Below are 25,874 nucleotides of genomic sequence, written 5' to 3'. Positions count from 1 at the left end.
CTCAGCCGCCGCAGGAGGCCAGGTGGGTGCCGAAGCCGCCGCGCTCGGGCACGGCCGCTGCGACCGGCTCCGGGGCGGCCCGGTCGGCGGCCGGCGCGGGGACGCGCAGCGCCAGCGCGACGCTGTCGCCGCCACCGCCGGCCGGGCCGAGCGCGCAGTCGTCATCGTCGTCGTCGGTCATGTTGCAACCGGAGAGGGCGAGCGCCAGGGCGGTCAGCGCGCCGAGCTGCACGGTGGCCGACCGGAGCCGGCGTCGGGGGCGTCGTTCCACATGATCGTTTGTAGCCGATCCGCGCCAGCCCCCTTCCGCCCGCCAGCGGTGCGGGGCGAAGCCCCCGGTTGACGCATGGCGTTATGAAGGGCCCTCCGCACACCGTCGCCGCCCCCCGGCGCGGGCCCGTGCACGGGCGTTACGCTCGGCTCATGCTCCGTTCCGTCATCCTCGCCGCCTCCCGGTCATCCCGGGTCGAGCGGCTCGTCGCGACGGCCCCGTTCACCCGGGACGTCGTCCGCCGGTTCGTCGCCGGCGCCGGCACCGACGACGCGCTGCGCGCGACCCGCGAACTCGTCGCCGACGGCCTCGCGGTCACCCTCGACAACCTCGGTGAGGACACCGTCACCTCCGACCAGGCGAACGCCACCCGGGACGAATACCTCAAGCTGCTGCGGCTGCTCTCCGCCGCCGGGCTCACCCCGGCCGCCGAGGTGAGCGTGAAGCTCTCCGCGCTCGGGCAGAAGTTCGACGAGCAGCTGGCCTACGACAACGCGCGGGCGATCTGCGCGGCGGCCGACGGGGCGGGGACCACGGTCACCCTGGACATGGAGGACCACACCACCACCGACTCGACCCTGGACATCCTGGCCAAGCTGCGCAAGGACTACCCGTCGACCGGGGCGGTGCTCCAGGCGTACCTGCGGCGCACCGAGTCGGACTGCCGGGAGCTGGCCGGGCCGGGTTCGCGGGTACGGCTCTGCAAGGGCGCGTACAAGGAGCCGGAGTCGGTGGCGTACCAGTCCACCGGGGAGGTGGACAAGTCGTACGTGCGCTGCCTGAACATCCTGATGTCCGGTGACGGCTATCCGATGCTGGCCACCCACGACCCGCGCCTGATCGCCATCGGCGAGGACCGGGCGCGCTGGTTCGACCGCAGCCCGGACCGCTTCGAGTTCCAGATGCTGTACGGCATCCGGCCCGAGGAGCAGGCCCGCCTGGTCGGCGAGGGCTACACCATGCGCACCTACGTCCCGTACGGCGACGAGTGGTACGGCTACCTGATGCGCCGGCTCGCCGAGCGCCCCGCCAACCTGGCGTTCTTCGGCCGCGCCCTGATCTCCAAGAAGTGAGTCAGCCGTTCGACCAGGCCCGGGTGCTCAGCACCAGGCGGTAGCCGTCCGGGTCGGCGAATGTCACCCCCCAGCGGTCCCGGTACGGGCCGGCGGAGACTCGCGTCCCGCCGGCCCGTTCCAGTCGGTCGACCAGTTCGCCGCCGACCGGCCCGTCGAGGTAGAGCACGACCCTCTTGACGCATAAAGCTAATGCCATTAGCCTTATGGCTATGACTGTTAGCCAGGTGCGGCGGGACGGCGGCACGATCGCGTACGAGGTGCACGGTGCGGGACCGCTGGTGGTCCTGTCGCACGGCATGGGGGAGAACCGACGGTCCTTCCGCCACCTGATCCCACTGCTGGTCCGGGCCGGTTACCGGGTGGCCTCGGTGGACGTGCGCGGGCACGGCGACTCCAGCGCCCACTGGCCGTCGTACGCCCCGGCGGAGGTCGGTGCCGACCTGCTGGCCGTGGTCCGGGCGCTCGGCTGCTCGGCCACCCTGGTCGGCAGCTCGTCCAGCGCGGCGGCCGTGGTCTTCGCCGCCGCCGACGCGCCCGACTTGGTTGACGGCGTGGTGCAGGTCAGCCCGTTCGTCGCCCCGCCGAGCCCGAACCTCGTCATGCGGGTGGCGCAGGCGGTGGTGCTGCGCAGCCCGCGCCTGTTCGGGATGTTCCACCGGACGCTCTTCCCCTGCGACCGACCCGCGGACGACGCCGCGTACCGGAAGGAGATGGTCGCGGGGCTGCGCGGCCGGATGGCGGCGGTGCGGGGGGTGATCGAGCCCGTCGAGCCGCACTGGACGGCGCAGGCCGCCGCGGTGCGCCAGCCGGTCCTGGTGCTGATGGGCACGAAGGACCCGGACTTCACGGACCCGGGCGCCGAGGCGCGGGCCGCCCGGCGGCAGTTCGCCACCGCCGAGGCGCGCATGATCAACGACTCCGGTCACTACCCGCACGCGGACCGGCCGGCGGAGACCGCCGCGCAGCTCGTCGACTTCCTGGCGGTGGTGTCCCGTGCCTAGGGCCGGGCTCACCCCGCAGGCGGTGGTCCGCGAGGCGGCCCGTTTGGCCGACGAGGTCGGCTACGAGCGGCTGACGCTGGCCGCGCTCGCCGGCCGGCTGGGTGTCGCGCTGCCCAGCCTCTACAAGCACGTCAAGGGCGCGGACGCGCTGGCCCAACGGCTCTCCGCGCTGGCCACCGCGGAGCTCGCCACCGAGCTGACCACCGCCGCCGCGGGCCGGGCCGGCTTCGACGCGCTGCGCGCCGTCGCGGCCGCCTACCGGGGTTACGCCCGCCGGCATCCCGGCCGCTACCCGGCCACCCAGCGGGTGCCCGACCCCGCCGACCCGGAGCACGTCGCGGCCGGCGAGCGGGCCGTCGGCGCGATCTACGCGATCCTGCTCGGGTACGGCCTGAGCGGCGACGCCGCGGTCGACGCCACGCGGATGTTCCGCAGCGCCGTGCACGGCTTCGTCAGCTTGGAGGCGGCCGGCGGGTTCGGGCTGCCCCGGGACATCGACCGTTCCTTCGACCAGATGGTGGCCGCCCTGGACACCGCGTACCGGGACTGGAGGTCCTGATGATGGCCGTGCTGCTGGCGCTCGCCTTCCTGCTGGAGCCGGCGATGCTCGTCGCCGCCGGCTGGTGGGGCTTCAGCCTCGACGCCGGGCTGGCCGTACGCCTGGCCGCCGGGCTCGGCGCGCCACTACTGATCACGGTGGTCTGGGGCATCTTCTGCTCGCCCAAGGCCAGCGTGCCGCTCGCCGCCCCGGCCAAGACCGCCATCCAGGCGGCCTGCTTCGTGACCGGTGGTCTGCTGCTGGCGCTGGCCGGCCGACCGGTGCCGGGGATCCTGCTGGTGGTTCTCTGGGCGGCGAACACGACGCTGCTCCGCCTGGCGGGCGATCCGGCCTGACCCCGTCGCCCCTGAGGGGCGGTGGCGCCCACCCGCCTCAAAAGCGCGGGTGGCTCTGGCCCGATCGTCCGACGGGTCGTACCCTTCGCCGGTGACCGACGGCCACCAGCAGCCCGACCAGCCGGGCCAGGGCGGAGTGAACCAACCACGACCGCGCCGGCGCTGGGCGCTGTGGGCGGCGCTCGCGGTGGTCCTCGTGGTCCTGACCTGCGGCGTGCCGGCGGTGCTGCTGGTCGGCGTGGTCAGCGACGCGGCCGGGCGCCCGGCCGCGCCCCGATCCGACGATCCCGCCGCCGCGGCCGCCCGCCGCCTCGGCGAGCGGATGGCCGCGCAACTCGACCGCCAGGCGAGCGCGCTGCTCACCGGCGACCGGGCCGGCTTCCTCGCCATCGCCGAGCCGACCGCCCGGGCCGCCCTGACCCGCCGGTACGCCGCGCTGCGAACCTTGCGGGTGACCGTTTGGCGGCCGGAGTCGGACGGCGTGCCGACCCCGGTGGACGGGCAGCCGGGGGAGTGGCGCCTGCCGGTCGCCGTCGAGTACTGCTTCGTCGTGCCCGGCTGCACGCCGAGCACCGTGCTGATCGGCACCCGGTGGCGGGCGGCCGGGGAGCAGCCCCGGCTGGTCGCGGTCGAGGAGTCCCGGTCGACGCCGGCGGGGGCCCGGCCGTGGGAGGTCAGCGACTTGGCGGTGGCGGTGGGGAAGCGCGCGGTCGTCGCCACGACCCCGGCCCTGCGGGCCAAGCTGCCCGGCCTGCTGACCCAGGCCGAGGCGGCGGCGAAGGTCGCCGACCTGTACGCGGTCGGCGGCGCACCTCCGGACCGTTACCTGGTCTTCTACGCCGGGCGGGCGGAGTGGCAGCGCTGGTACGGCGGCGGGCGACCCAAGTGGACCGCCGGGTACGCCGTCGGCGTCGGCGGCGGCCGCCACGACGTCGTGCTAAACGCCCAGAGCCTGGTGCCCGGCGGAGTCGACGACCTGCTCCGGCACGAGCTGACCCACGCCGCCTCGCTGCCCGACCGGGGGTACTCCGACCAGGCCAACTGGTGGCTGGTGGAGGGCCTCGCCGAGTACGCCGGCGCGGACGGCCAGCCGGTGGGCCGCTACGAGGGGCTGGCCGAGGTGCGGAAGCTCGTCCGAGGCGGCTGGAACGGCCGGCTGGACGGGCTGGCGCCGGCCGACGGCGCGGCCGACGACCGGGTCGGCGGCAGCTACGGGGTCGGCTACCTGGCCGTCCGGCACCTGGTGGACCGGTACGGCGAGCAGCGCCTGCTCGACTTCTTCAAGGCCGTGGTGCACGAGCGCAGGTCGGCCGATGAGGCGTCCGAGCAGGTGTTCGGTGAGCGGTGGTCCTCCCTGCACGACGACTGCCTGAGCTACGTCCGCGCCGTGGCCGGCTGAGGCGCCGCCGCTCGGCGGTAGGGACCTCGACGCAGGCTCGTAGCATGGGCCGGTGGCCCGCACCCACTCGCCGCGGCTGCCCGCAGCCCCGCGGCCCCGCCTGCTCATCGCCCTGCTCGCCGTCGTCGCCCTGGCCGGCACCACCGCCGCCTCCTGCGGCGACGAGAAGTCCTCCGTCGCGCTGGCCGAGGTGGGGAGGTCCGCCGTCGCCGAGGTGATCGACGCCCCGGCCACCGTGACCGCCCGGGCCGCCGCGACCCTCACCGCGGCCGCCGACGGCACCCTGGCCAGCCTGCGCGTCCAGCCCGGCCAGCGGGTCCGCCGCGGCCAGGTGCTCGCCGTCATCAGCTCGCCGTCCGCGCAGGACCGGCTCGAGCAGGCCCGGGACGCACTCCGCGCGGCGAAGCGGGCCGGTCGGGGCGTCGGCGTCGGCGACCTGGGCGGGAGCCGGCGCGGCACCGACCGGGCCGCCGCCGAGGCGTTCGACGCGGCGCGGGCCGCCGCCGGGAAGGTCGGCGATCCGCAGCTGCGGTCCGCGCTGCTGCTCCAGGTCGAGTCCGCGCAGCGGCAGTACGAGGCGGCCGCCCGCGCCGCCGACCAGGCGGTCCGCGCGGTGCAGCGCGGGGTGGCCGGGCTGAACTCCGCCGTCGGCGCGCTCTCCAGCGCGCAACGGCTGCAGGCGCAGCAGGCGTACGACCTGGCGAAGGCGACCGTCGACGCGCTCACCCTGCGCGCCCCGATCGACGGGGTGGTGCAGCCCGGCGGCGCCCGGGCCGGCGGCGGCTCGACCGAGCTGGCCGACCTGCTCGGGGCGACCGGCGGCGGCTCCCAGGCCGGCCTGGATCCGTCGGCCTTCGCGCCCACCCAGGCCGGTCCGCCGCCCGGGGTGGACGACGCCGTGCCGGCCGGCGGCCGGGTCAGCGCCGGAACGCCGGTGCTCACCATCGTGGACACCGCCGAGCTCGGCCTGCTCGCCGAGGTCGACGAGACCGATGTGCTGCTGGTCCGGCCGGGGCTGGTGGCGACGGTCGAACTGGACGCGGTGACCGGCGGGACGTACGACGCGAAGGTGCGGTCGGTGGACGTGCTGCCGACCACCTCCGCCCGCGGCGGGGTGACCTACCGGGTGCGGCTCGCCCTCGGCAGGGGCCACCTCGGCGAGGGGGAGGTCGCACCCACTCCCCGCCCCGGCATGAACGCCGTGGTCCACCTCCGGGTACGCGAGGCGACCGACGCCGTCACCGTCCCCGCCTCGGCGGTCTTCTCCGCCGACGGGCGGGACGCGGTCTGGGTGGTCCGGGACGGGAAGGCGGACCGGGCGCCGGTGACGGTGGGTGTGCAGGGGCAGGACCTGGTGCAGATCGTGAGTGGCGTGCAGGCCGGTGACCGGGTGGTGGTCCGCGGCGCCGACCAGGTCCGCGACGGCCAGGAGCTCAGATGACCGTGCCGCTACCCGCCGGGGCGCCGGCGATCGAGGCCGTGGACGTGTCCCGGACGTACCAGCTGGACGGGGTGTCGGTGCCGGCGCTGCGCGGCGTGTCGCTCACCATCGCACCCGGCGACTACGTCGCCGTGGTCGGGCCGTCCGGCTCCGGGAAGTCCACCCTGATGCACCTGCTCGGCGGGCTGGACCGGCCGACCGGGGGTCGGCTGGTGATCGGCGGGCGGGACGTCGCCACCCTCTCCGCGCCGGAGCTGGCGGCGCTGCGCAACGAGACGATCGGCTTCGTGTTCCAGGCGTTCCACCTGCTGCCGCGTACCTCGGCGGTGGACAACGTGGCGCTGCCGCTGGTCTACCGGGGGGTCGGGGCCCGGCAGCGGCGGGAGCGGGCGGCGGCGATGCTCGGCCGGGTGGGGCTCGGGCACCGGCTGGACCACCGGCCCAACCAGCTCTCGGGCGGGGAGCAGCAGCGGGTGGCGATTGCCCGCGCCCTGGTCACCGACCCGGCGGTGCTGCTCGCGGACGAGCCGACCGGCAACCTGGACAGCGTGACCGGCGAGACGGTGCTGAACCTGCTGGAGCGGTTGAACGCCGAGTCCGGGGTGGCGCTGGTGATGGTGACGCACGACCAGGAGGTTGCCGCCCGTGCCCGCCGGCGGATCGCGATGCGGGACGGCCTGGTCCGCTCCGACAGCGGCGGGCCGGCGTCCCAGCCGGACGGTGCCTTTCATGATCGACCCCTGTCCGGGGGCGACGACCGACCTGACACACTGGAGCCCGCTCCCAGCGCGGAGTCCCGGTCCGCGTCCGGAAGCGGCCCGGGGCTCCCGTCCGGTGGCTCCGGTGGCGCCGCCGGAGCCACCGGTGGAGGTGGCGCGTGAGGATCGCCGAGGCGTGGCGGGTGGCGCTGGACGCGCTGCGGGCCAACCGGATGCGCAGCGCGCTGACCATGCTCGGCGTGATCATCGGCGTCGCGTCCGTGGTGGTGCTGGTCTCCATCGGCACCGGCACCAAGCAGAAGGTCGAGCAGCAGGTCGAGGGGCTCGGCTCCAATCTGCTCCTGGTGGTCCCCGGCAAGTTGGACGTGGGCACCGCCCCGGTGGTCTCCCCGATGACTTTGAAGGACGTGGACGCCGTCTCTCGGGTCGTGGGCGACCCCGGCCGGGTGGCGGTCAGCATCGCCTCCGGCGCGACCGCGCGCGCCGGCAACCGCTCCGACTTCACCACCGTGCAGGGCGTGCTGGAGACCACCCCGACGGTCTTCACCCGCTCGCTGGCCCGGGGTCGCTACCTCAGCGGGGCCGACGTGGACACCAGCCGCCGGGTCGCCGTGCTCGGCGCGTCCGTGGCGAACGCGCTCTTCCCCGACCGCGACCCGATCGGCCAGCAGGTCGCGCTGGCCGGCGTTCGGTTCCGGGTGATCGGGGTCTTCGCGCCGCTCGGGCAGAGCCTGGGCGTGGACCGGGACGACGAGGTGCACGTGCCGGTCACCGCGGCCCAGCGGCTCTGGGGCACCCAGCGGGTCGACGGCATCGCGGTCAAGGCGCCGGACCGGGAGCGGATCGGCGAGCTGGGCGACCGGATCGTCGCCGAGCTGTCCCGGCGGCACCCGGACACCGAGTTCAGCGCGGTGACCCAGCAGCAGATCCTCGGCGTGCTCGGCGACATCCTCGGCGTGCTCACCGGGGTGCTGGCGGCCATCGCCGGCATCTCGCTGCTCGTCGGTGGGGTCGGCGTCTCGAACATCATGCTGGTCTCGGTCCGCGAACGGACCCGGGAGATCGGGCTGCGCAAGGCGGTCGGCGCCCGGCCGCGGGACATCGGCGTGCAGTTCCTGTTGGAGGCGGTGCTGCTCACCTCGATCGGCGGGTTGACCGGGATGGCGCTCGGGGTGGGCACCGCGCTGCTGGTGGACGCTGTCTCGCCGATCCCGGCCGCGATCACCTGGTGGTCGTTGGCGCTCGCGTTCGGGGTGTCGGCGGCGGTCGGCATCGTCTTCGGGGTGGTCCCGGCCCAGCGCGCCGGCCGGCTGGACCCGGTGGTGGCACTGCGCGCAGAGTGATCCCCGGCACCTGCCGGGTAGGAACGGGACGACGAACCCAACCGGGCGGAAAACGGCAGGTCAATGCCGGGGAAACGGCGGTCGGCGCATGATCAGTTACAGGAAGGGATCGCGCCGGTCACAGCCGTCCCGCTACCGTACTGGTAACACGCGCGTTGCCTGACCTGGCGGGAGGACCCCGTCCGGTGGCACGCGCCGGGCATGGGAATGGGTCGGTGAGCCATGGCCGGGTCGCAGTCCGACGGTCGACTGTCGGATGTCAGGTTCCTGACCGTCGCCGAGGTGGCGACGGTCATGCGGGTTTCCAAGATGACGGTCTACCGTCTCGTGCACAGCGGCGAGCTGACCGCGGTGCGGGTCGGCCGGTCGTTCCGGGTGCCCGAGCACGCGGTGCACGAATACCTCCGGGGCGCGTTTCAAGAAAGCGCCTGACCCGCCACCGAGTGCGACGTAACGGGCATCGACGGGGGCGCGTTGGTCCTGCTGACGCAGTACGGCTACCCTGGACCCCGACCGTGACCGCACCCCGGTGCGCCCCGCCCACCACGCTGGTCCGGTCCGTTGTCCGCAAGCGGTCACCGACGCCACCCGCGGTGGTGTCACCCGGTCCGCCCCGCACGTTGCATTGAAAGGCTGTCGTATGGGCTCGGTGGTCAAGAAGCGCCGCAAGCGCATGGCTAAGAAGAAGCACCGCAAGCTGCTGCGCAAGACCCGCGTCCAGCGTCGCCGTCTCGGCAAGTGACCGGGCCGGGCCACCGCCCGGCAACCGGCACCACTTGCCAACTGTCGACCCTCGGAGGCTCAGGTGATCAGGCCGTGGACATCTCGGCTCGATCCCGCCTGCCGGACAAGGCGCACGACATGACCCCCGGTGGCACCCCAGGTGCTCCGGGGGTCGTCGTCGTGACCGGGGTCGGCCGCTATCTCGGCGCGCACGTCGCCGCCCGGCTCGCCGCCGACCCCCGGATCGAACGCGTCATCGGGGTGGACCCGGCGACTCCCGGCCCCGAGTTCACCCACCTCCTCGACCGGGTCGAACGGATCCGGATCGACCTCGACTCGCTCGGTGGCCTCCTCGCCGACCTCGACGTCGACGCCGTGGTGCACCTCGCCCTGGTCAGCGCCGCCGACCCGCAGCACGGCGGCCGGGCGGCGATGAAGGAACAGAACGTCATCGGCACCATGCAGCTGCTCGCCGCCTGCCAGCGGGCGCCCCGGCTGCGCAAGCTGGTGGTCCGCTCCTCCACCGCCGCGTACGGCGCGTCGTTCCGCGACCCGGCCGTCTTCACCGAGGAGACCGAGCCGCGCGAGGTGCCGCGCGGCGGTTTCGCCCGCGACATCCTCGACATCGAGGGGTACGTCCGCGGGTTCCGCCGGCGTCGCCCGGACGTCACCGACACCGTGCTGCGGTTCGCGCCGTTCATCGGGTCCACCGCAGACACCACGCTGACCCGCTACTTCTCCCAGCCGGTGGTCCCCACCGTGTTCGGCCGCGACCCCCGGCTCCAGTTCGTCCACTTCGACGACGCGCTCGAGGTGCTGCACCGGTCGATCGTCGAGGACCATCCGGGGACGTACAACGTCGCCGGCCCGGGCGTGCTCTCCCTCTCCCAGGCGATCCGGCGGGCCGGCCGGGTCGGCATGCCGGTGCTGGAGCCGGGCCTCTCCGGCGCCGCCGCGATCGCCCGCAGCCTGGGCTTCGGTCGGTACGGGTTGGACCAGGTCGACCTCTTCGTGCACGGTCGGGTGGTGGACACCACCAGGCTGGAACAGGAGTACGGCTTCACGCCCCGCTCGACGGCGGCCGCCTTCGACGACTTCATCCGGGCCCACCATGGCGGGGTGGTGGTGACCCGGGACCAGCTCGCCGCGGCCGAGCAGCTTGTCCTCGACGGGATCCGGCAGGTCCGGGCCGCCGTGCGGGAGCGGTCATGACCCCCGCCGAGGAGCGCCGCAACGGCGCCGCGGTCAACGGCCGGTACGACGTACCCCTGACCGCCGGGGAAGGGAACGCGGAGCCGGTGCGGAGCAACGGACGCCGCCGGACGACGGCGACCGACCGGCCTCGACGGACGGGCCCGGCCGCGCACGACGAGCCGGACACCGCCGCGACGGACGAGCCGGTCGTCGGGGCGAACGGCCGACCCGGGACGCCCGATGCGGCCACGCCGGACGATGCGACCCCGGGTGACGCCACCTCGGGCGATAGCGGCGTGGTGGCGTCAAGCGGGCCGGCGGTGCCGGACCGGCGGGATCACTGGGACCACAGGGTCGCGGGCGCGCTGGCCTTCCTGCGCCGGCGGCTCTCCGGCGACTACGAGGTGGATGAGTTCGGCTTCGACCGGGACCTCACCGACGCGGTCTTTCACCCGCTGGTGCGGCTGCTCTACCGGGACTGGTTCCGTACCGAGGTCAGCGGCCTGGAGAATGTGCCGGCCGACGGGCCCGGCCTGGTGGTGGGCAACCACTCCGGCACGGTGGCGTTGGACGCCCTGATCCTCTCCGCCGCGCTGCACGATCAGCACCCCGCCCACCGCTACCTGCGGCTGCTCGGCGCCGACCTGGTCTTCCGGATGCCGGTGGTCTCCGAGATCGCCCGCAAGACCGGCGGCACGGTCGCCTGCAACCCGGACGCGGAACGGCTGCTGGGTAACGGTGAGCTGGTCGGCGTCTTCCCCGAGGGGTTCAAGGGCGTCGGCAAGCTCTACTCCGACCGCTACAAGCTCCAGCGGTTCGGCCGGGGTGGCTTCGTCTCGGCGGCACTGCGCACCGGCACGCCGATCGTGCCGGTGGCGATCGTCGGCGGCGAGGAGATCTATCCGATGCTGGCCGACATCAAGCCCCTCGCCCGGCTGCTCAAGCTCCCCTACTTCCCGGTGACGCCCACCTTCCCCTGGCTGGGGCCGCTGGGCATGGTGCCGCTGCCGAGCAAGTGGCTGATCGAGTTCTGTCCGCCGATCCCCACCGCGCACCTGACCGACTCGGCCGACGACCCGATGGTCGTCTTCAACCTCGCCGACCAGGTCCGGGAGACCATCCAGCAGACCCTGCACAAGCTGCTCGAACGACGCCCCGACCCGTTTGGCCCCTGACGCCGTCGGGTCGACCTCCGCACAGCCTCCCGCCCGCTGCTGCCTCCCGCGCAACGGAGCCGGCGGCTTCCCGCAAGCTGCTGCCTCGGCGTGGGCGTCAGTGGGTGCGGCGGCGCCGGTGCAGGGCGAGGCCGGCGGTGACCGCCCCGGCGATCAGCCCGGCGGCGGCCGTCGACGGCAAGGCGATCTTGGCGGCGCGGCGGCCGGTGCGGAAGTCCCGCACCTCCCAGCCGCGCTCGCGGGCCTGCCGGAGCAGATCGGTGTCCGGGTTGATCGCCACCGCGCGGCCCACAGTGGAGAGCATCGGCAGATCGTTGGCGGAGTCGCTGTAGGCGGCGCAGCGGGTCAGATCCAGCCCCTCCACCGCGGCGAGCTGGGTCACCGCCTCGGCCTTGGCCGGCCCGTGCATCAGGTCGCCGACCAGCCGGCCGGTGTACGCGCCGTCGACCACCTCGGCGACCGTGCCGATAGCGCCCGTCAGGCCGAGCCGGGCGGCGATCACCCGACCGATCTCCACCGGGGCGGCGCTGACCAGCCAGACCCGCTCGCCCGCGTCGAGGTGGCGCTGCGCCAGCTTGCGGCTGCCGACCCAGATCCGCGGGGCCATCAGCTCGTCGAAGATCTCCTCGGCGAGCCGTTCCACGTCCTGCACCCGCCAGCCCTCGATGAAGGCGAGCGCCGCCTCCTTGGCCTGCGACATGTCGCCGGCGTGCTCGGTGGCGAGCAGCCGGAACCTCGCCTGCTGCCAGGCGAACCGGGCCAGGTCGCCGGTGGTGAAGTACTTCCGGGCGGCCAGCCCGCGGGCGAACCAGTAGATCGAGGCGCCCTGCATCATCGTGTTGTCCACGTCGAAGAAGGCCGCCGCGGTGGGGTCGGGTGTGGACGTGGCCGGTGGCGCCTGCTCGGTCTCCGCCCAACCGGCGGTGTGGCCGTGGACGTCGGTGCTGACCGTGAGCTTGCGGGTGCGGGCCACGCGACCTCCCTCCGCTCGACGACCGCGACGCGTTGTCCCCCGCGAGCGTAGCCGGAGGCCGGGGACGCCCGGTCGTCCGCGCGGGGAACCGCCTCGCGGACGGCTGCCGCGCCACGATGACCGGTCAGCGACCGGGGCAGGTGCCCGGAGCCGGGCCGAGCGCGTCGCTGACGACCGGCGCCGGCAGGCCGCAGACGATCGCCGCGCGCAGCGCGTCGGAGCGGGTGCGTACTGCGTCGAGCAGGGCGAGCGACCGGTGGGTCCGGTCCCGCTCGACGTGGTCCGTCCGGTCGAGCAGCCCGCTGACCGCCTGCCGCTGGCCGGTGAGGAAGGCGTTGACCGCGTCCAGACCGGCCGGGTCGGCGCGCTGCACCGCGACGGTGGTCAGCAGCCGTACGCCCTGCCGGGTGTCGGCGTCCATGTCGTCCAGGACGGCGCCGAAGCCGAGCCGGTCGCCGTGCACCTTGGCGGCCTCGTCGAGCCGAGTCCGGGCGAAGTCGAGGAAGAGCTGGCCCCGGCTGATGTCCGAGCTGGTCAGGGCAAGCTGGGCCCGTTCCGTGGAGCGCTTCATGCCGTAGAGCGCATCACCGGGCACCGCGTTCTCGCTGGCGGCCGAGATGCCGGAGAGGGCCAGCGCTCCGACGGCCACCCCGACCAGGATCGCGCCCCGGGCGCGGGCCCGCCGGGCGGTGACCGCCGGCAGGAGCGGGCCGCGCGCCGCGCCGGTCGGCGCCGTCGTGTCGGTCTTCGCCGTCGCCGGGGCGCCGAGGCCCTCGCGTTCGGCGGTGGCGACGAGCATGGCCCGGAGCCCGGTCCGGAAGTCCGCGTCGACCTCGACGGTCGGCCGGTCGGTGGTGAGTCGCCGACTGACCGCGACGAGCGTGGCGAGTTCCCGGTCGGCGGGGGAGCGGCCGTGGTGACGCCGGCCGCCGTTTGCCTCCTCGAGAAGCTGCGCGAAGCGCTCGGAACGCCGACGGGAGAAGAGGTCGCTGTCCACCGCAGGCACCTCCTCTCGCTGGTCACGGCCGGTGGGCCGTGGTCGTCACCAGCGACCGGTGGCAGCGTGACGACGACGGACGGCGGCGTGACCGCCGCGTTCACCGAACCGGGTGGCCCGGGGGCGCCGGGACAACCACTGGTCGCACTCGGAGAAACGGTTCGGGGTGGGTACCGGTTACGGGGCCGGCGCAGGCGAAATCACGAAGAGTGATTCTCGTCACGCTGGCACGCGAGCGGCGCGCCCGCCCCCGTTGGTCGGGACGGGCGGGAACGGGCTGCGGGATCAGGGCTGGAAGCCGTCGGGCAGCAGCCGGGCCAGGGCCCGCACCGCCCGGTACTGCAGAGCCTTGATCGCGCCCTCGTTCTTGCCCATGGCCCGGGCGGTCTCGGCGACCGAGAAGCCCTGCAGGAAGCGGAGCACGATGCACTCCTGCTGCTCGGGGTTGAGCTGCTTCACGGCGGTGAGGAGGGCGACGTTGGTGATGTGCTCGACCACCGCCGACTCCGGGCTGCCCTCCGGCCCGCGGTCCTCCCGGTCGGCGTCGAGCACGTCGCCGGTGGTCACCTCGAGCCGGTAGCGGCCGGACTTGAAGTGATCGGCCACCAGGTTCCGGGCGATGGTGACCAGCCAGGCGCCGAGGTCCCGGCCCTGCCAGGTGAAGCTGCCGATCCGCTTGAGCGCCCGGAGGAAGGTGTCGGAGGTCAGGTCCTCGGCCAGTTGCCGGTTGCCGACCCGGAAGTAGACGAACCGGAAGACGGTGTCGACGTACCGGTCGTAGATCAGGCCGAAGGCCTCCGCCTCGCCGGCCTGGGCGCGCTCGACCAGGGCCCAGACCTCCGTGGCCGGGTCGGACGGGTCGGGACGGCTCGGGTAGCCGGTGGCCGGGGCGGCCTCGGCGGGCACCTTGGGCAGCACGGCCGTGTCGGCGGCCGGCACCTTCGGCAGCACCTCCGTGTCGGTGGCCGACACCGCCGGCAGGACGGCGGTCTCGCTGTTCGACGGGTCGCTCATCGCCGGTGCCTCCCCGGCCCGGCGGCCCTGTGACGGCATGGTGGGGCGGGCCGGCGCGCCCACCCGGGCGCCGGCCGGCTTGGCGTTGCCGCCCGGCAGTGCCGGCCGGGGCGGCGCCTCGTTGTGGTGCGACCGGTTGCGCACCCGCCGGGCCCCGTCGCCGCGGACGGCCAGGCTCCACATTCCCTCCGCCGAGTTGCGCGCCGACTCCAGTCGGTCGTTGACCGGCGTCCTCGGCGCCGGACCGCTCAGAGCGGCCGGGCGCTCCGCGTAACCGAAGGTGCTCACCGCGCCTCCCCGTTCCGGACGGGGCGCGGCCGCGCTGGGCGCCGCGTCGCTGTGGCGGGACGGGGTACGCGCCGGTCGGGCACGGCCGGGCCGGGACGTGCCGACGCGCGGCAGATCCCCTTGAGGTGCTGGTCCAATGCGCTCACAGGCACGGGGGCCTCCTCAGGCTGAGGGGTGTCGACTCACGGCAAATCGGGTGAGCCGACCCGAGTGATGATAGGGCCAACGTCACCCGCGCGTGGCAAGTCCGTTACACAGGGCGGAAGTATTTCCTTCCGCGTCGCACGGATGGCGGACCGGTTGTCCGTCGTATGCGGTTGACTTTGACACCGGAAGCTGGTCCGGAGTGGAAAGTCCTGGTCGGAGCGATTTCGTTTTCGCCTTCGGCGTGTCGAGGCGCGCTCCCGCGACCGCCCGCCCGGCGTGTCGCCCGGCGGGTCGGGCGGCAGTGGACGGCTGGAGACGCGTCCCGTCGGCGGGACCGGAGCGCTCGTCCGGGCCGGACGGTCCGCAAGCATGGCCGGGCGGCCGGTGCTGTGCCAGACTCAGCCACCGTGCAGGAAGCAGCCGACAGCTCCGCGCCGAACCTCGCCGACCGGCTCAGCCGGGCGGCCGTCGCCCACGGCGACCGTCCCGCCGTGCACTGGCGGGACCGCACCCTGACCTGGTCTGAACTGGACGCCGCGGTGACTGAGACGGCCCGCGCCCTGGCCGCCTCGACGCCGGCCGGGACGTCCGGGCATCCGCCCCGGGTGGCCGTCTCGTTCGGCAACTCGCCGGACTTCGTGATCAGCTACCTCGCCACGTTGCGCGCCGGGCTCGTCTCGGTGCCAATCAACCCCGGCCTGACCGCCCGGGAGCTGCGGCACGTGCTCGCCGACTCCGGGGCCGCCGTGCTGATCTGCGCCGAGGAGGTCCGCGACCGGGTCGCCGACCTCGCCGCCGAGCTGCCCGCGCTGACCGCCGTGCACACCACCCCGCCGGTGACCGACGATGACGCCACGACGTCTTTCCCGGCCCGGGGCGGCGAGGACCTCGCGGTGCTGCTCTACACCTCGGGCACCGAGGGCCGGCCGAAGGGCGCCATGCTCCCGCACCGCGCGCTGGCCGCCAACCACGAGCAGATCGACCGGATCAGCCCACCGGTGGTCGGGCCCGACGACACCGTCCTGCTGGCCCTGCCGCTCTTCCACGCGTACGGGTTGAACTCGGGGCTGGGGGCCGTCGTCCACCACGGCGCGACCGGCGTGCTCGTCGACGACCTCGGTCCGACCGGGGGGCTCGCCGAGATCGCCCGGCACCGGGTCAGCGTGCTGGTCGGCGTACCGTCGATGTTTCTGGCCTGGGCCGACGCGGAGGGTGAGGCGGTGGCCGAGGCGATGGCGTCGGTCCGGGTCGCGGTCTGCGGCGCGGCGCCGCTGCCGCCGGCCACCGCGGCGCGCTTCACCGAGGTCACGGGCCGGCCGGTGCATGTCGGGTACGGCCTGACCGAGACCGCCCCGGTGCTCACCTCCACCCTGGTCGGCGGGGAGCCGAAGCCCGGCTCGATCGGCCGGCCGCTGCCGGGTGTCGAGGCGCGGCTGGTCGGGCCGGACGGCGCGGAGCTGTGGCGGGACGGCGCGGCCGCGCCGGAGGACGACCCGGACGACCTGGACCTCTCCGACGCAGCGCCGGGCACCGACCCGGGCGAGATCGTGGTTCGGGGTGCCAACCTCTTCACCGGCTACTGGCCGGACGGCCGGGGCGGCCCGGACGACGAGGGCTGGTGGGCCACCGGTGACGTCGCGTACGCCGACGACGAGGGCGACCTCTTCCTGGTCGACCGGCTCGGCGAGCTGATCCTGGTGAACGGCTTCAACGTGTATCCGCACGAGGTCGAGTTGGTGCTCGGGGCGCATCCCGGGGTGGCCGGGTCGGCGGTACTGGGCGTGCCGCACCCGCGCACCGGCGAGACTGTCCAGGCGTACGTGGTGCGGTCGGCGGGCTCGGCGGTGACCGGGGAAGAGCTGCTCGCCCACTGCGCCCGTAACCTGGCCCGGTTTAAGTGCCCGACCGCCGTCGAGTTCGTCGACACGCTGCCGTACTCGGTGATCGGCAAGGTACGCAAGACCCAGCTCCGGCCGGCGGCGCCCCCGGTGCCGTCGCCGGCGCCGTCGACCGACACCCGCACGGAGGTACCCGATGTCCACTGAAGCCCGGCTCACCCTGATCACCCGGCCCGGCTGCCATCTCTGCGAGGACGCGAAGGCGGCGCTGGACCGGGTGGTGGCGGTCACCGGCGACCGGTGGATCGAGAAGGACGTCACGGACGACATCGAGCTGGAACGCGAGTACGGCGACCGGCTGCCGGTGGTGCTGCTCGACGGCAAGGAGCACGGCTACTGGCGGGTCGAGGAGGAGCGGCTGCTGCGGGACCTGACCACCCCGCAGCTCTGAGCGGGATTCCGGCGGCGGCGCCGGCCTGCCTTATGGTGCAGCGATGACCCCTGCGCGGCACCACCTGGTATGGGACTGGAACGGCACCCTGCTCGACGATCTCGACCTGGTGGTGCAGGCCACCAACGTCGCCTTCGCCAGCGCCGGGGGGCCGGCCGTCACCGTCGACGAGCACCGGGCGAGGTTCCGCCGGCCGATCGCCGAGTACTACGCCGAGATGCTCGGGCGGGCGGTCGACGACGAGGCGTTCGGGCGGCTGGACCAGATCTTCCACGACGCGTACCGGGCGGGGCTGACCACCTGCGAGCTGGCGGCCGACGCGACCGCGGCGATCGCGGCGTGGCCGGGCAGCCAGTCGCTGCTCTCCATGTGGTTCCACGACGAGCTGGTGCCGACCGTGCACACCTACGGGCTGACCCCGCACTTCACCCGGGTCGACGGGCTGCGGGACGCGGTCGGCGGGGGCGTCAAGGCCGGGTGGCTGGCGAAGCACCTGGCCGAGCTGGGCCTGGACGGCAGCCAGGTGGTGCTGATCGGCGACTCCCTCGACGACGCCGACGCCGCCGAGTCGGTCGGCGCCCGCTGCGTCCTCTACACCGGCGGCCTCTCCGACCCGGCCCGGCTCCGCGCCTCCGCCCACCCCACCGCCGACACCCTGACGGCCGCGGTAACCCTCGCCACCACCCTCCCCTGATCCTTCGCCGCCGGCTGCGCCCCGCCCTGCGCGTTGATCATGAAGTTGTTTGCCTCCACACCGGCGTGTCGTGGCAACAACTTCATGATCGACTCCGGCGTGTCGCGCCGGAGAGGCGTGACACACCGCTACCGAGCGCGTGCGATTGGTCAGAGAAGTCGGGATTGAGCAATAATCGCCGAGCGGCGCCAACGGTGCGCGCGCAATCGATCTTGTGGAATGGAGGGCAGGTGAAGGCGCGTCGCGGGCCAGCAAGATCGCGATTTGTGCACGTCTTCACAAGCGCCTACTCTGTAATTCCGACGCGCCCTGCTAGCACAGCCGGCAACATCGGTCGCCAGCGGGAGTCCCGAAACGACCGGCCACCGACGCTGGTCGAGGATCGCACCGCACGGAGTCTCATGAGTCAGCACCGTCACCCTGGCGCGCCCGGTCGCGCCGGTGCCGTACCGGCGCTCCCGGACCTGCCCGAGGCGACCGTGGCGCGGCTCCCGGAATACCTCCGTGCCCTGCACAATCTCGCCGACGCCGGCCACGAGACGGTCTCCAGCGAGGGGCTCGCGAACGCGGCCGGGGTCAACTCGGCCAAGCTCCGCAAGGACCTCTCCCACCTCGGGTCGTACGGCACCAGGGGAGTCGGCTACGACGTCGGGCTGCTGATCGACCAGATCGAGTTCGTGCTCGGGCTCACCCAGCGTCGGGCGGTCGCCCTGGTCGGGGTGGGTAATCTCGGTCACGCCCTGGCCGGCTACGACGGTTTCGCCAGCCGCGGTTTCCGGATCGCCGCACTCTTCGACGCGGACCCGTCCCGGGTCGGCGAGGAGATCAACGGCCTGGTCGTACGGCACGTCGAGGAGCTGCCCCGGGTCGCCGCCGAGGAGTCGATCTCGATCGGCGTGATCGCCACCCCGGCCCAGGCCGCCCAGCGGGTGGCCGACCAGCTGGTCGCCGTCGGCGTGACGAGCATCCTCAACTTCGCGCCGTGCGTACTCTCGGTTCCGGAGGGGGTCGACGTGCGCAAGGTCGACCTCGCGATCGAGCTGCAGATCCTGTCCTTCCACGAGCACCGCAAGGCGTCGCTGACCGCGCTTCCCGCCACCGGCGGGTCCGCCCTCACCGCCCTGCCCGGCGGGCTCGCGGCCACCGACACCCAGGAGGCGATCGGCACGTGAAACTGCTCGTCGTCGGCGCGTCCTACCGCACGGCTCCGGTCGCCACGCTGGAGCAGCTGGCGGTCGCCCCGGCCGATCTCACCCGCACCCTGGACCGGCTGGTCGCCCAGCCGTACGTGGCCGAGGCCGTGCTCGTCTCCACCTGCAACCGGGTGGAGGTCTACGCGGCCGTCTCCGGGTTCCACGGCGGTCTCGGCGACATCTGCGCGGTCCTCGCCGAGCAGGCCGGCTCCCCGCCGGTGGCGCTCGCCAACCACCTCTACGTGCACTACGACGCCGCCGCCGTCGACCACGTCTTCCGGGTCGCCGCCGGGCTGGACTCGATGGTGGTGGGCGAGGCGCAGATCCTCGGCCAGCTCCGGGACGCGTACCACTGGGCCAGCGGCGCCGACTCCGCCGGCCGGCTGCTGCACGAGCTGATGCAGCAGGCGCTGCGGGTGGGCAAGCGCGCGCACGCCGAGACCGGCATCGACCGGGCCGGTCAGAGCGTGGTCACCGCCGCGCTCGACCTGGCGGCCGGCCACTTCGACGGCGACCTCGCCGGCCGCCCGGCCATGGTGGTCGGGGCCGGCGCGATGGGCGCGCTGGGCGTGGCGACGCTCTCCCGGCTGGGCGCCGGGCCGCTCACCGTGACCAACCGTGGCGCCGACCGGGCGGTCCGGCTGGCCGCGTCGTACGGCGCCAGCGCCGTCCCGATGGCCGAGCTGGTCGACGCCCTCGCCACGGTGGACATCGTAGTGGCCGCCACGGCGGCCACCGAACCGGTCCTCACCCGCGACGTGGTGACCCGGGCGCTCGCCCGCCGGGACGCCGACCGGGGCCCGCTCGTCCTGCTCGACCTCGCCGTGCCGCGGGACGTCGAGGCGGGCGTCGCCGAGCTGCCCGGCGTCGAGATCATCGACATCGACCGGATGGCCGCCCTCCTCGCCGAGGGGGAGGCCGCCGCCGACGCCGCCGAGGTGGCCCGGATCGTCGCCGGCGAGGTCGAGTCGTTCCTCAGCTGGCTGCGCGGCGCCGACGTGGCGCCCACCGTGGCCGCGCTGCGCGGCCGGGCCGACGACGTGGTCACCGCCGAGCTGCGCCGGCTCGCCCAGCGCCGCCCCGACTTCAGCGACGACCAGCGCGCCGAGGTCGCCCGGACGGTGCACCGGGTGGTGCAGCGGCTGCTGCACCAGCCCACCGTGCGGGTCCGCCAGCTCGCTGCCGAGCCGGGCGGGGACCAGTACGCCGCGCTGCTGCGCGAGCTCTTCGACCTCGAGGTGCCGCAGACCTCCCCGGTCGACACCGTCCCCGACGTGGTGGAGATCGACGCCGCCGGCCGGCCGTCGTTCGACGTCGCCGACGTCCCGTCCACCGGAGGTGAGCGATGACCGCCACCCTGCGCCTCGGCACCCGGGGCAGCGCCCTGGCGATGGCCCAGTCCGGCCAGGTCGCCGAGGCGCTGACCGCGGCCACCGGCCGGGAGGTCGAGCTGGTCGAGGTGGTGACCGCAGGCGACCGCTCCTCCGCCCCGGTGCACCGGCTCGGGGTCGGCGTCTTCGTTTCCGCGCTGCGCGACGCGCTGGCCGCCCGGACCATCGACTTCGCCGTGCACTCCTACAAGGACCTGCCCACGGCGGCGGCGCCCGGGCTGCACATCGCGGCGGTGCCGCCCCGGCAGGATCCGCGCGACGCGCTGGTCGCGCGGGACGGCCGTACCCTCGCCGAGTTGCCGCCCGGCGCCCTCGTGGGCACCGGCGCGCTGCGTCGGATCGCCCAGCTGCACGCGCTCGGAATGCAGCTGGAGGTCACCCCGCTCCGGGGCAACGTGGACACCCGCCTGCGGCGGGTGCTCGGCCCGGACGCCGACCTCGACGCGGTTGTCCTGGCCCGGGCCGGGTTGGCCCGGCTGGGGCGGACCGACGTGATCACCGAGACGCTCGACCCGATGCTGATGCTGCCCGCGCCCGCCCAGGGCGCGCTGGCGGTGGAGTGCCGGCTCGACGACCCGGACCTGGTCGAGCTGCTCTCGGTGCTCGACCACGCACCGTCCCGGGCCGCGGTCACCGCGGAACGGGCGCTGCTGGCCACCCTGGAGGCCGGGTGCACGGCACCCGTCGCCGCCTACGGCGAGCTCGCCGAGGGTGATGCCGGCGTTGAGCTCTACCTGCGCGGGGCGGTGATCAGCCCGGACGGCACCCGTGACCTCCGGCTGTCCCGCACCGGAACGCCCGCCGACGCGGCGGAGATCGGCAAGGCACTCGCCGCCGAGCTCCTCGAACTCGGCGCCGACTCGATCCTCGGCCAAGAAGGACACGCCGGTCCGGGGACCCAGCAATTTGGGAGCACAGAATGACCCGCACCCGTAAGCCCGCAGGCCGTATCGCGTTCGTCGGGGCCGGCCCCGGCGACCCGGGCCTGCTGACCCGCCGGGCGCACGACGCCCTGGTCGACGCCGACCAGGTGGTGTACGACCGGGGGATCCCCGAGTCGCTGCTCGACGCCGTCCGCGCCCAGGCCAAGTCCGACGCCCAGTTCAGCCCAGCCGAGGGCGTACCGGGGGACGTGGCGAAGGTGCTGATCTCCGCGGCCCGCTCCGGGCTGAACGCGGTGCACCTGGTCGCCGGTGACCCGTTCGGCCACGAGTCGGTGGTCAAGGAGGTGCAGGCGGTGGCGCGTACCGCCGCGCGCTTCGAGGTGATCCCGGGTGTCGGCCAGGCCGAGGGCGTGGCCACCTACGCCGGTGTGCCGCTGCCGGGGGTGCGCACCGTCGCCGACGTCGAGGACGTCAACACGCTGGACTTCGACGCGCTCGCCGCGGCCGTCGCCCGGGGCTCGCTGGCGCTGGCCGTGGACGCCGGCGACCTCGCGGCGATCCGGGACGGCCTGCTGGCCGCCGGCGTCGACGGCGGGACCCCCGTCGGGGTGACCGGCGACGGCACCGGCGAGACGCAGTACACCACCACGTCGACCGTGGACTCCTTCGTCGCGGCGGCGCTCGGCTTCACCGGCCGGGTCGTGCTCACCGTCGGCGAGGGCGTCGGCCAGCGGGACAAGCTGAGCTGGTGGGAGAACCGGCCGCTCTACGGCTGGAAGGTGCTCGTGCCCCGGACCAAGGAGCAGGCCGGCGCGATGAGCGCCCGGCTGCGCGCGTACGGGGCGATCCCGTGCGAGGTGCCGACCATCGCGGTCGAGCCGCCGCGTACCCCGGCCCAGATGGAGCGGGCGGTCAAGGGCCTGGTCGACGGCCGGTACGCCTGGGTGATCTTCACCTCGGTGAACGCGGTCCGCGCGGTCTGGGAGAAGTTCGCCGAGCACGGCCTGGACGCCCGGCACTTCGGCGGCGTCAAGATCGCCTGCATCGGCGAGGCCACCGCCGACGCGGTCCGCGCCTTCGGCATCCAGCCGGAGCTGGTGCCGTCCGGGGAGCAGTCCTCGGAGGGGCTGCTGGCCGAGTTCTCGCCGCACGACGAGGTCCTCGACCCGGTGGGCCGGGTGCTGCTGCCGCGCGCCGACATCGCCACCGAGACCCTCGCCGCGGGGCTCACCGAGCGCGGCTGGGAGGTCGACGACGTGACTGCGTACCGGACGGTCCGGGCCGCGCCGCCGCCCGCCGAGATCCGGGACGCGATCAAGTCGGGTGGCTTCGACGCGGTGCTCTTCACCTCGTCCTCCACCGTCCGGAACCTGGTCGGCATCGCCGGGAAGCCGCATGCGCGTACCGTTGTCGCTGTGATCGGGCCCAAGACGGCGGAGACCGCGACGGAGTTCGGCCTGCGGGTCGACGTGCAGCCGCCGCACGCCTCGGTGCCCGACCTGGTGGAGGCGCTCGCCGCCTACGCCGTCGAGCTGCGCGAGAAGCTCGCCGCCATGCCGGCCAAGCAGCGCCGTGGTTCGAAGGTGCAGGGGCCGACCGCCCTGAGGTTCCGGTAGTCGCTAGGGAGGCCCCCATGCCGTACCCCGAGATCCGACCCCGCCGGCTGCGTCGCAACGCGGCCGTGCGGCGGCTGGTCTCCGAGACCCGCGTCGACCCGGCCGAGCTGGTCGTGCCGATGTTCGTCAAGGAGGGGCTGACCGAGCCCCGGGCCATCGCGTCGCTCCCGGGGGTGCTCCAGCACTCCCGGGACTCGCTGCGCAAGGCCGCCGTCGAGGCGGTCCAGGCCGGGGTCGGCGGGATCATGCTCTTCGGGGTGCCGGCCGAGCGGGACGCCACCGGCTCCGGTGCCATCGACCCGAACGGCATCCTCAACCTGGCGATCCGCGACGTGGTCTCCGAGGTGGGGGACGCCACCGTGGTGATGAGCGACCTCTGCCTGGACGAGTTCACCTCGCACGGGCACTGCGGACTGCTCACCCCGGACGGCGCCGTGGACAACGACGCCACCCTCGGGGCGTACGCCGAGATGGCGGTGGCCCAGGCCGCCGCCGGGGTCGGCGTGGTCGGGCCGTCCGGGATGATGGACGGCCAGGTCGGCGTCGTCCGCCGGGCTCTCGACGCCGCCGGCCACCAGGACGTGGCCGTGCTGGCGTACGCGGTGAAGTACGCCTCGGCCTTCTACGGCCCGTTCCGCGACGCGGTGGAGTCGGCCCTGGACGGCGACCGGCGCACCTACCAGCAGGACCCGGCGAACCTGCGCGAGTCGCTGCGCGAGGTCGAGCTGGACGTCGCTGAGGGCGCCGACATGGTGATGGTCAAGCCGGCGCTGCCCTACCTCGACGTGGTGTCGGCGGTCCGGGCCGCGGTGAACGTCCCGGTCGCCGCCTACCAGGTCTCCGGCGAGTACGCGATGGTCGAGGCGGCCGCCGCGAACGGCTGGATCGACCGGGAGCGGGTGATGCTGGAGACGCTCACCTCGATCCGTCGGGCCGGCGCGCAGATCATCCTCACCTACTGGGCGGTCGAGGCCGCCCAGTTGCTCCGCGAGCGCTACTGAAGGCTGACGGTTACCACCCGGGCAACCTCGGACACCGGGTAGACCTTGCGGGGCGGCTCGGGTAGCTGCGCCCAGACCACCCGGACCGTCGTGTCGTCGACCCAGGCGGTGCCCCAGGTCCCGCTGTCCGTGAGGCCGTAGACGACATCGGCCGTCCCGACGCGCTGGTCGGCCCGGCGCTGTCCGGTCGCGGTGTCCAGGATCGCCACTCGGTACTCCAGGGCCCGCCGGCCACTCGGGCGGCGGTAGGGGACCGCGACGAGGCTGCCGTCCGGGGAGAGCCGGATCGACGACGCACACTCCCCGGCCACGGTGGGGCGGGACAGCCGGGTCCCGCCGGCCAGCCGGCGCACGTCGAGCCGGCAGCGGGTCATGTCGGGCGGGCCGGTCACCGACACCACCCGGCCCGCCGCCACGTCGGCGCCGCCGAAGGGCAGTTCGCCGTCGACCTTCGTCGTGACCCGGATCAGGGTCCTCTCCCGGCCCGTGCTCAGCTCGTGGCCCACCAGGCCGATGCCGTCCCGCACCAGGTAGGCGTACCGTGCGTCGGCGCCCACCAGCTTGAGGGCCTGTCCCTTGACCCGGACCTCCCGGCTGAGTTCGACTCGGTCGTCCGCGCCCAGCACCATGAGCCTGATCGACAGGCCCGCCACGTTCGGGCCGTCCCTGCGCTGCACACCGGGCATGAGATCGGTGAGCTTGAGGCCGACCAGCCGCCCGTCGGGCAGGGCCACAGTGCCTTCCCACCCGGCGGGCACCCGGTGCCGGACCACCGTGCCATTGGCCATCACCTCGTCCGCGACACCGCCCACCAGGCCGATCTCCGGTCCGCCCCGCAGCGGCTGGGCAGTGGCGCCGCCTCCGGCGATGATGAGCCGCTGCGCCGGCATGCGGGGTGGTGCCGGCGTGGTGGGGGCGGTGCCGGTCGGCGGGACCGACGGCGCCGACACCGGGGCGGGTGCCCGGCCGTTGCCGGCGAGCAGCGGCACGGCCCCGCCGGCGAGCCCGACCAGTACGACCAGGCCGCCCGCGGCTGCTGCGGCCCGGCGGCGCCGCCGGGCGCGCGCCCGCCGGCGCACGTTCGCCAGGTCCGCCGCGTGCGGCGGGGTCACCCACGCGGCCCGGTGCACCAGGTCCGCCAGGTCATCGGGTACGACGTCCACGATCACTCCTTCTCGGCCAGCGCCACGCGCAGCCCGGCCAGGCCACGGGAGAGGCGGCTGCGAACCGTGCCCTCGGTCAAATTGAGCACCGCGGCGGTCTCGGCGGTGGAGAGGTCCAGCAGGACCCGGCAGACGATCACGGTCCGCTGGCCGGCCGGCAGCCGGTCCAGCGCCGACCGGGCGGCCAGGCCGGCCGGATCGGGGCCCGGCGCCATCGGCGCCTGCCACTCGTCGGCCGGTGGCCGCTCCCGGCGGACCTTCCGCCACCAGGAGGTGGCCCAGTTCAGCCCGACCCGGAACACCCACCCGGCCGGGTTGTCGAGGCGCCGCACCCGGTCCCACCGCGCGTATGCCCGGGCCATCGCCTCGTCAGCGGCCTCCCGCGCCACGGCGACGTCCCCGACGGCCAGCGCGAGCGCCCGATGGATCCGGTCCACGTGGTCCCGGTAGAACTGCTCGAACGGCAGGGCCGGCGGATCGCGTTCCCAGTCGGCGAGGTGGCGCGGCAGCTCCTGCCTGGCATCGGCCGGCGCTGCCGGCTGGCTTCCCATGTCATCTACACGCACGACGACGGCCGCCTGTTCCATCCGTGCACGCTGATTCTTCCGGTGGTCCGGCGGCTGCCGGCTCTGCCCCGCCGCAACCCGTCATGCGCAGCCGCGACCGTGGTGCGCCGCCGCGACCCGTGGTGCGCCACCCCGACCTGCGGGCTTCCGCGCTCGATCCACCGCCGACCGGCCCGACCATCGGCCACTTCCCGCTCGCCGGGCTGGTCCGGCAGGCCCGCCGCACCGCCGGGCTCGGTCAGCGGCAGATGGCCCGCTTCGCCAAGGTGGCGCCGTCGACCGTGGGCCGGGAGGCACGCCGCCGGCGCAGCCAGTGGGAGGTCCGGGTGGCGAAGTACCGGGGCGTGCCGCCCCCGAAGGAGCCGCGGGTCTGGGACTGAAACGGCCCGCCGTCCAGCCGGTGAGCTGGACGACGGGCCGCC

At 74.4% G+C, this 25,874-nt stretch carries 27 protein-coding genes and 1 pseudogene; 21 read left to right on the top strand and 7 right to left on the bottom strand.

The annotated features are described in order from the left end of the window. Window position 1: 1 nt before the first annotated feature. Window positions 2-271, bottom strand: a complete 270-nt coding sequence (locus GA0070624_RS01405; RefSeq protein ID WP_245718614.1) for a hypothetical protein — start codon at window positions 269-271, stop codon at window positions 2-4. Between the two features lie 152 nt (window positions 272-423). On the opposite strand from GA0070624_RS01405, the gene GA0070624_RS01400 reads away from it, so the two are divergent. Beyond that, a complete protein-coding gene (locus GA0070624_RS01400; protein WP_091347908.1) occupies window positions 424-1,344 on the top strand; it encodes a proline dehydrogenase family protein in 921 nt (306 codons plus the stop codon). A 1-nt stretch (window position 1,345) separates the two neighbouring features. Here the strand turns inward: GA0070624_RS01400 and GA0070624_RS01395 are convergent. Continuing rightward, window positions 1,346-1,516, bottom strand: a pseudogene (locus tag GA0070624_RS01395) (VOC family protein); the annotation flags it as partial. A gap of 40 nt (window positions 1,517-1,556) precedes the next feature. On the opposite strand from GA0070624_RS01395, the gene GA0070624_RS01390 reads away from it, so the two are divergent. From GA0070624_RS01390 to GA0070624_RS01340, 11 genes are all read left to right on the top strand, one after another. Beyond that, window positions 1,557-2,348 carry an alpha/beta fold hydrolase gene (locus GA0070624_RS01390; RefSeq protein ID WP_091335900.1) on the top strand — a complete coding sequence of 264 codons (792 nt, stop codon included), beginning with the start codon at window positions 1,557-1,559 and terminating at the stop codon, window positions 2,346-2,348. Then, window positions 2,341-2,907, top strand: a complete 567-nt coding sequence (locus GA0070624_RS01385) for a TetR/AcrR family transcriptional regulator (RefSeq protein WP_091335898.1) — start codon at window positions 2,341-2,343, stop codon at window positions 2,905-2,907. The genes GA0070624_RS01390 and GA0070624_RS01385 overlap by 8 nt, the downstream gene beginning before the upstream one ends. Beyond that, a complete protein-coding gene (locus tag GA0070624_RS01380) occupies window positions 2,907-3,242 on the top strand; it encodes a YrdB family protein (RefSeq protein ID WP_091335896.1) in 336 nt (111 codons plus the stop codon). The genes GA0070624_RS01385 and GA0070624_RS01380 overlap by 1 nt, the downstream gene beginning before the upstream one ends. A 91-nt stretch (window positions 3,243-3,333) precedes the next feature. Next, on the top strand, window positions 3,334-4,641 hold the full coding sequence (locus GA0070624_RS01375) for a hypothetical protein (RefSeq protein ID WP_091335894.1): 1,308 nt from the start codon (window positions 3,334-3,336) through the stop codon (window positions 4,639-4,641). Window positions 4,642-4,693: 52 nt separating this feature from the next. After that, window positions 4,694-6,082, top strand: coding sequence for an efflux RND transporter periplasmic adaptor subunit (locus GA0070624_RS01370; protein ID WP_091335892.1), 1,389 nt, complete (start codon window positions 4,694-4,696; stop codon window positions 6,080-6,082). Further along, window positions 6,079-6,963, top strand: a complete 885-nt coding sequence (locus tag GA0070624_RS01365) for an ABC transporter ATP-binding protein (protein ID WP_091335890.1) — start codon at window positions 6,079-6,081, stop codon at window positions 6,961-6,963. The genes GA0070624_RS01370 and GA0070624_RS01365 overlap by 4 nt, the downstream gene beginning before the upstream one ends. Next, window positions 6,960-8,144 (top strand): ABC transporter permease, encoded by a 1,185-nt coding sequence (locus GA0070624_RS01360; RefSeq protein ID WP_091335888.1) that lies wholly within the window; start codon window positions 6,960-6,962, stop codon window positions 8,142-8,144. The genes GA0070624_RS01365 and GA0070624_RS01360 overlap by 4 nt, the downstream gene beginning before the upstream one ends. Before the next feature lie 222 nt (window positions 8,145-8,366). Next, window positions 8,367-8,576, top strand: a complete 210-nt coding sequence (locus GA0070624_RS01355) for a helix-turn-helix domain-containing protein (RefSeq protein ID WP_073834429.1) — start codon at window positions 8,367-8,369, stop codon at window positions 8,574-8,576. 208 nt (window positions 8,577-8,784) lie between these two features. After that, entirely contained in the window at window positions 8,785-8,886 is a 102-nt protein-coding gene (locus tag GA0070624_RS01350; protein WP_007465623.1) for a 30S ribosomal protein bS22, read from the top strand. Window positions 8,887-9,005: 119 nt separating this feature from the next. After that, complete coding sequence (locus GA0070624_RS01345; RefSeq protein ID WP_091347906.1) at window positions 9,006-10,079, top strand: NAD-dependent epimerase/dehydratase family protein; 1,074 nt, start codon at window positions 9,006-9,008, stop codon at window positions 10,077-10,079. 281 nt (window positions 10,080-10,360) lie between these two features. Continuing rightward, a complete protein-coding gene (locus GA0070624_RS01340) occupies window positions 10,361-11,236 on the top strand; it encodes a lysophospholipid acyltransferase family protein (RefSeq protein ID WP_091347901.1) in 876 nt (291 codons plus the stop codon). 97 nt (window positions 11,237-11,333) lie between these two features. On the opposite strand, the gene GA0070624_RS01335 is transcribed toward GA0070624_RS01340, so the two are convergent. From GA0070624_RS01335 to GA0070624_RS01325, 3 genes are all read right to left on the bottom strand, one after another. Further along, a complete protein-coding gene (locus GA0070624_RS01335) occupies window positions 11,334-12,209 on the bottom strand; it encodes an HAD family hydrolase (protein WP_091335886.1) in 876 nt (291 codons plus the stop codon). 124 nt (window positions 12,210-12,333) lie between these two features. Beyond that, window positions 12,334-13,206 (bottom strand): DUF5667 domain-containing protein, encoded by an 873-nt coding sequence (locus GA0070624_RS01330; protein ID WP_091335884.1) that lies wholly within the window; start codon window positions 13,204-13,206, stop codon window positions 12,334-12,336. Between the two features lie 285 nt (window positions 13,207-13,491). Beyond that, window positions 13,492-14,508 carry an ECF subfamily RNA polymerase sigma factor, BldN family gene (locus GA0070624_RS01325; RefSeq protein ID WP_091335881.1) on the bottom strand — a complete coding sequence of 339 codons (1,017 nt, stop codon included), beginning with the start codon at window positions 14,506-14,508 and terminating at the stop codon, window positions 13,492-13,494. A gap of 554 nt (window positions 14,509-15,062) precedes the next feature. Between GA0070624_RS01325 and GA0070624_RS01320 the strand changes: the two genes are divergently transcribed. The 8 genes from GA0070624_RS01320 (at window position 15,063) to hemB (ending at window position 23,723) form a co-directional block, all read left to right on the top strand. Then, entirely contained in the window at window positions 15,063-16,700 is a 1,638-nt protein-coding gene (locus GA0070624_RS01320; RefSeq protein WP_245718612.1) for an AMP-binding protein, read from the top strand. Beyond that, window positions 16,690-16,944 carry a glutaredoxin family protein gene (locus tag GA0070624_RS01315; RefSeq protein ID WP_091335877.1) on the top strand — a complete coding sequence of 85 codons (255 nt, stop codon included), beginning with the start codon at window positions 16,690-16,692 and terminating at the stop codon, window positions 16,942-16,944. Before GA0070624_RS01320 ends, GA0070624_RS01315 begins: the two co-directional genes overlap by 11 nt. A gap of 43 nt (window positions 16,945-16,987) precedes the next feature. Then, complete coding sequence (locus tag GA0070624_RS01310) at window positions 16,988-17,638, top strand: HAD family hydrolase (protein ID WP_091335874.1); 651 nt, start codon at window positions 16,988-16,990, stop codon at window positions 17,636-17,638. A 401-nt stretch (window positions 17,639-18,039) separates the two neighbouring features. Further along, a complete protein-coding gene (locus tag GA0070624_RS01305; RefSeq protein ID WP_091335872.1) occupies window positions 18,040-18,810 on the top strand; it encodes a redox-sensing transcriptional repressor Rex in 771 nt (256 codons plus the stop codon). Beyond that, window positions 18,807-20,180, top strand: coding sequence for a glutamyl-tRNA reductase (locus GA0070624_RS01300; protein WP_091335870.1), 1,374 nt, complete (start codon window positions 18,807-18,809; stop codon window positions 20,178-20,180). Before GA0070624_RS01305 ends, GA0070624_RS01300 begins: the two co-directional genes overlap by 4 nt. Further along, window positions 20,177-21,145, top strand: a complete 969-nt coding sequence (gene hemC / locus GA0070624_RS01295; RefSeq protein ID WP_091335868.1) for a hydroxymethylbilane synthase — start codon at window positions 20,177-20,179, stop codon at window positions 21,143-21,145. The genes GA0070624_RS01300 and hemC overlap by 4 nt, the downstream gene beginning before the upstream one ends. Next, a complete protein-coding gene (locus GA0070624_RS01290; protein WP_091335866.1) occupies window positions 21,142-22,722 on the top strand; it encodes a bifunctional uroporphyrinogen-III C-methyltransferase/uroporphyrinogen-III synthase in 1,581 nt (526 codons plus the stop codon). The genes hemC and GA0070624_RS01290 overlap by 4 nt, the downstream gene beginning before the upstream one ends. A 17-nt stretch (window positions 22,723-22,739) precedes the next feature. Next, a complete protein-coding gene (hemB, locus tag GA0070624_RS01285; RefSeq protein WP_091335864.1) occupies window positions 22,740-23,723 on the top strand; it encodes a porphobilinogen synthase in 984 nt (327 codons plus the stop codon). On the opposite strand, the gene GA0070624_RS01280 is transcribed toward hemB, so the two are convergent. Then, entirely contained in the window at window positions 23,717-24,886 is a 1,170-nt protein-coding gene (locus GA0070624_RS01280) for a hypothetical protein (protein ID WP_091335862.1), read from the bottom strand. The two genes, hemB and GA0070624_RS01280, sit on opposite strands and share 7 nt — an antisense overlap. A 2-nt stretch (window positions 24,887-24,888) precedes the next feature. After that, a complete protein-coding gene (locus GA0070624_RS01275) occupies window positions 24,889-25,473 on the bottom strand; it encodes a sigma factor-like helix-turn-helix DNA-binding protein (protein WP_245718611.1) in 585 nt (194 codons plus the stop codon). Between the two features lie 62 nt (window positions 25,474-25,535). Here GA0070624_RS01275 and GA0070624_RS01270 point away from each other — a divergent pair, with 62 nt between their 5' ends. Beyond that, a complete protein-coding gene (locus tag GA0070624_RS01270) occupies window positions 25,536-25,832 on the top strand; it encodes a helix-turn-helix domain-containing protein (protein ID WP_141714915.1) in 297 nt (98 codons plus the stop codon). Window positions 25,833-25,874: the final 42 nt, after the last annotated feature.

It is taken from the genome of Micromonospora rhizosphaerae, from assembly GCF_900091465.1.
Lineage (GTDB): Bacteria > Actinomycetota > Actinomycetes > Mycobacteriales > Micromonosporaceae > Micromonospora > Micromonospora rhizosphaerae.
The sequence above is the reverse complement of the archived record's forward strand: the minus strand, read 5'-3'. Positions and strand labels throughout refer to the sequence as shown.